The organism is Pseudoalteromonas sp. BSi20652 (genome assembly GCF_000239855.1).
Taxonomy (GTDB): domain Bacteria; phylum Pseudomonadota; class Gammaproteobacteria; order Enterobacterales; family Alteromonadaceae; genus Pseudoalteromonas.
The window spans coordinates 1-4,557 of sequence record NZ_BADT01000181.1 but is presented as its reverse complement, the minus strand read 5'-3'; the positions used below and the strand labels follow the sequence as shown (position 1 = coordinate 4,557).

The window sequence follows — 4,557 nt, the reverse complement described above, 5'->3', positions numbered from 1 at the left end:
CCGCACGGCCTGCATAATAGGGAAACCTATCCCTTTTGTGAAGCTTTTTTTAAATTAATTGTTTAAGTGCATAAAAAACAATTAATTTGTCTAAAGTTAGAACAAAATGTTTTTAATTTAGCCTCCAATACACTTTTATTTAAATATTTAACTCTATTGATCTACAAAGGTTTGCCCAAACATATAAGAGTTGGTAATCTAATTTTAGTTAAATTATCGAAACACACACGTTTCACTTAAAGGAGCTCTACAATGGCGTTTAATCAATCGTACAATACCGCGAAACCGGTAATGTCTACCATTGAAACAAACAAGGTACTTAAAAACACCTACTTTTTACTAGCTATGACACTTGCATTCAGTGCTGTTACAGCCGGTATTTCAATGGCACTACAATTACCTTACTTTATGGGAATTGTGTTTACACTTGTTTCGTTCGGTTTATTATTTGTTGTAAATAAAAAAGCAGATACAGCATCTGGTGTATTTTGGGTGTTTGCTTTCACAGGTTTAATGGGGGCAGGCTTAGGTCCATTGCTTAACCATTATGCTGCAATGTCTAATGGCCCAATGCTTATTATGCAAGCGTTAGGCTCTACTGCGCTTATCTTTTTTGGTTTATCTGCTTATGCACTGAACACTAAAAAAGACTTCTCATTCATGGGTGGCTTTTTAACTGTTGGCTTAATCGTTGTGATTGTAGCTAGCATAGTTAATATTTTTGTTGGCAGTTCATTGATGTTTATGGTGCTTAATGCGGCAGTTGTATTGATCATGTCTGGTTTGATTTTATTCGATACAAGCCGAATCATAAACGGCGGCGAAACTAACTACATTCGTGCAACCGTGTCTTTATACCTAAGCGTATATAACTTATTTACGTCTTTGCTTGCTCTACTTGGCGCAAGTGATGACTAATTAAATAGTTCTGTTAAAATAGCCCCTTAATTGGGGCTTTTTTACTGGAATTGTTTTGTCACGTTTTGTTCTTTCATTACATACACCACCATCCGATCACGATACCACGCAACGCATTGTTAAGTTTGCGCATGCATGTTTAGCCCAAGGGCACACCATTGATGCTATTTTTTTATACCAGCAAGGAATTTATCATGCATCTACCCACTTTGATTTATCCTCAGACGAACTTCAAATATCAGCACTTTGGCAGCAACTCGCCGATCAAAAACTAAATTTAATGCTGTGTGTTACCGCCGCTGAAAAACGCGGGTTAGATATTAAAAACACAGGTGTATTTGCCGTCGCAGGGTTAGCTGAATTTGCAATGCTTGCATCTGATGCAGATAAATGGGTGCAATTTAAATGATAAACGTATTAGTAATGAGTCAGTGCAGCCCATTTGACGATTTAAACATTCGTGATGCACTTGATATGACATTGATTTTTGCTGCCGTTGACCAAAATGTGAGTTGGTTGTTCAGTGGCCCCGCTGTTTTGGCTTTAAAAAAGCATCAGTTACCAAACAATATTGGCTTAAAAGACTTTTTTAAAAATATTAAAACACTCGAAATTTATGATGTTGAAAACATTTACGTGTGTGAAAAATCATTGCTTGATTATGGTTTAAATAAACATGATTTACTCATAGAGGCAAAGGCACTTAACTTTAGCCAACAACAAACATTAATCAAAGCGCAGCAACATGTGGTGAATTTATGAGTACATTACATATTTTTTCTAAGCCGCTTAACTATTACTGCGCAAATCAGCTAGAAAATTTAATTTTATCAGACGATAACGTGCTACTTGTTGGTGATGCCTGCTTTGCAAAAAAACAATTTAGGCAATTTGCAGATACACTGTTAATACTTGAACAAGACGCGCAAATACGTGCAATAAAATTAACAGATAACGATAAAGCCATTAGCTATGAAGACTTTGTAGCACTGACTTTATCAACTAACCAATCAATTACGTGGTAACTCATGCTTGAATTTAACAACCAACAGATTGAAACCGACAAACAAGGCTATTTACTTGACCATACTTTATGGTCAAAGGAGCTTGCACCTGTAATTGCTACTCAAGAAAACATTAACCTTAGCGTTCAACACTGGGAGGTAATTAACTTTGTTCGTGATTTTTATATTGAATATAACACCAGCCCAGCAATTAGAATGCTTGTAAAAGCAATGGCTAAAGCACTCGGTGAAGACAAAGGAAATAGCCTTTATTTATATAAATTATTTCCTAAAGGCCCTGCCAAGCAAGCAACAAAAATTGCCGGATTACCAAAACCAGCTAGGTGCATATAATGAGAGCTAAATCAGACAATAATCAAGCAACACAAGCCAAGCCAAAAAGAAGTACAGGGCGTACTTATTCACGCAGTGCACTTAACAAGGCGCCTTCAGGTAAGAGAGAAATAAAGCCACAAATAGCGTCCAAAGACAGAAAAATTGTGTTATTCAATAAACCGTTTGATGTGCTATGCCAATTTACAGATGATGCAGACAGGCAAACGCTTGCTGAGTTTATCCCTATTAAAGAAGTATACGCAGCAGGAAGGTTAGACAGAGACAGTGAAGGTTTATTACTTTTAACAAACTGCGGGAAATTACAAAACACCTTAACTGCACCTGATAAAAAAACCAATAAAACCTACTGGGCACAAGTTGAGGGTGAACCAACGAGTGAATCAATTAATAATTTATGTAATGGCGTAAAACTTAAAGACGGGCTAACACTCCCTGCTAACGTTAAAATAATTGATGAGCCTATAATTTGGGCGCGTAATCCCCCTGTACGCGAGAGAAAAGCAATTCCTACCACTTGGCTAAGTATTACAATTAATGAAGGCAAAAACAGACAAGTTCGTCGCATGACTGCCCATATTGGTCACCCGACACTTCGACTCATTCGCTACAGTATTGGTAATTATACATTAGATGATATTGATTCGGGTGAATACAAGGTGATTAAAGGACTGGTAGATGCATAAACCACATGTAACGGTTGCTGCAATAGTAAAAAAGCAAAATACATTCCTACTAGTAAAAGAACGCGACAAATTTACAAAAAAAATTTGTTATAACCAACCTGCAGGTCACTTAGAACAAAATGAAACGCTTGCACAAGCAGCAAGTAGAGAGTTATTTGAAGAGACAGGCTTATCGCTTGAGCCCATTGGTTTTTTAGGCGTCTATAATTTGCATGCAGCGAATGGCGTTCACTATTTACGTTTTTGTTTTTTATTTGACGGTGTAAACGAAAGTAACGAACTAAAACCAGTTGATACTGATATATTGGCCGCTGACTGGTATTCATTTGATGATATTAACTCGCTTCCATTAAGAAGCGAACTAGTATTGAGGTGTATTAGCGATAGCCTTACGCGACCAGCTTTGAGCCTAGAAACAATTTTTAATTGAGCTCAAAGCAATTAATTAAACTTAAGTTAATGCTCAGGACTTAAAGCTATACAATTACGCCCCTGCTCCTTTGCATAATAAAGTGCAGTATCAGCATCTTTAACAAAGCTAACTTCATTACCTTTGTAGTGACCATTTAAAGTATTTATACCCATACTGACTGATAAAAATCCGCTATAACTTCCCTCATGTACAATTGCTAACCCTTCAATTGCTTTTTGTATTTGCTCGGCTATGAATAATGATCCTTGTCTGTTTGTATCGGGCAGTAAAATAACAAATTCTTCACCACCGTATCTGGCAACAAAGTCTTCTGGCCTGTTAACCGCAGAAGCAATGGTTTGCGCGACATCATATAAGCAGGCATCGCCAGCAATATGTCCGTATCTATCATTAAATTGTTTAAATAAATCAACATCAATAATAATTATCGATAACTCCCCTGCACACTCTTTAGCTTTATTAAATTCATGAATTAATTTTTCATCAAACCGGCGTCTATTTGCTATTTTTGTTAGCGCATCTAAAAAAGCCATGTCTCTTAAAATATCTTCAGCCTCTAAACGTTCAGTTGCGTCATTAAATACAGCTAGATATTCTTCACCAATATTAATACCCGATACTTCCATAACCACGTGTGTGCCATCACTACACGCTACTCTATAGTTATCAGCTGAAATATCATTATTTGTACTTTTTGCTTTTTTTAGCGCATTAGCCCAAAGAGATTGCACACTTTCTCTATAATGCGGATCAGGATAAGCTTTTTTCCACCAAATATTAAGGTTAGGAACATCTTCAACCGTATAGCCAAACACATCTACAAAACGCTGATTTACTTTTAAAATATCCCCTGTTTTAGAACATACATTACAAATAGGCATTGGTAATACTGTAAATAATTTAGCATAGTGACTTATTTCATGTTTTCGCATTGGATTGAGAGTACTTTGCGATAACAAGCTCATTGGCATATCTCTACTTTCACCTGAAAGCTGCTCTTGCATTTGAAGAGCAAAATACCATTCTAACCACCACTGCTCTATTTTCTCCAGTAGCTTAAATTCAACTGTATTTATTTCTGTTGTATGTTTTATTAAATTAAATAAGTCACTAATTTGACGAGGCGATTGTTTTTGATGTGAGTATTTGAGTTTTATTAACT

At 36.3% G+C, this 4,557-nt stretch carries 8 protein-coding genes; 7 read left to right on the top strand and 1 reads right to left on the bottom strand.

All coding sequences use genetic code 11. The annotated features are described in order from the left end of the window. Nucleotides 1-252: 252 nt before the first annotated feature. The 7 genes from P20652_RS04330 to P20652_RS04360 are packed head-to-tail and all read left to right on the top strand — an operon-like array spanning nt 253 to nt 3,392. Nucleotides 253-918, top strand: coding sequence for a Bax inhibitor-1/YccA family protein (locus P20652_RS04330; protein ID WP_008171051.1), 666 nt, complete (start codon nt 253-255; stop codon nt 916-918). Nucleotides 919-973: 55 nt separating this feature from the next. Continuing rightward, entirely contained in the window at nt 974-1,327 is a 354-nt protein-coding gene (gene tusD, locus P20652_RS04335; protein WP_008171049.1) for a sulfurtransferase complex subunit TusD, read from the top strand. Continuing rightward, a complete protein-coding gene (locus P20652_RS04340) occupies nt 1,324-1,680 on the top strand; it encodes a DsrE family protein (RefSeq protein WP_008171047.1) in 357 nt (118 codons plus the stop codon). Before tusD ends, P20652_RS04340 begins: the two co-directional genes overlap by 4 nt. Continuing rightward, complete coding sequence (locus P20652_RS04345) at nt 1,677-1,943, top strand: DsrH/TusB family sulfur metabolism protein (RefSeq protein ID WP_008171041.1); 267 nt, start codon at nt 1,677-1,679, stop codon at nt 1,941-1,943. The genes P20652_RS04340 and P20652_RS04345 overlap by 4 nt, the downstream gene beginning before the upstream one ends. A gap of 3 nt (nt 1,944-1,946) precedes the next feature. Further along, nucleotides 1,947-2,276, top strand: a complete 330-nt coding sequence (locus P20652_RS04350) for a TusE/DsrC/DsvC family sulfur relay protein (RefSeq protein ID WP_008171039.1) — start codon at nt 1,947-1,949, stop codon at nt 2,274-2,276. Next, nucleotides 2,276-2,962 (top strand): pseudouridine synthase, encoded by a 687-nt coding sequence (locus P20652_RS04355; protein ID WP_008171037.1) that lies wholly within the window; start codon nt 2,276-2,278, stop codon nt 2,960-2,962. The genes P20652_RS04350 and P20652_RS04355 overlap by 1 nt, the downstream gene beginning before the upstream one ends. After that, nucleotides 2,955-3,392, top strand: coding sequence for an NUDIX domain-containing protein (locus P20652_RS04360; protein ID WP_008171035.1), 438 nt, complete (start codon nt 2,955-2,957; stop codon nt 3,390-3,392). Before P20652_RS04355 ends, P20652_RS04360 begins: the two co-directional genes overlap by 8 nt. Before the next feature lie 26 nt (nt 3,393-3,418). Here the strand turns inward: P20652_RS04360 and P20652_RS18780 are convergent. After that, a partial coding sequence (locus P20652_RS18780) for a diguanylate cyclase (RefSeq protein WP_033017825.1) occupies nt 3,419-4,557 on the bottom strand: 1,139 nt, incomplete at its 5' end.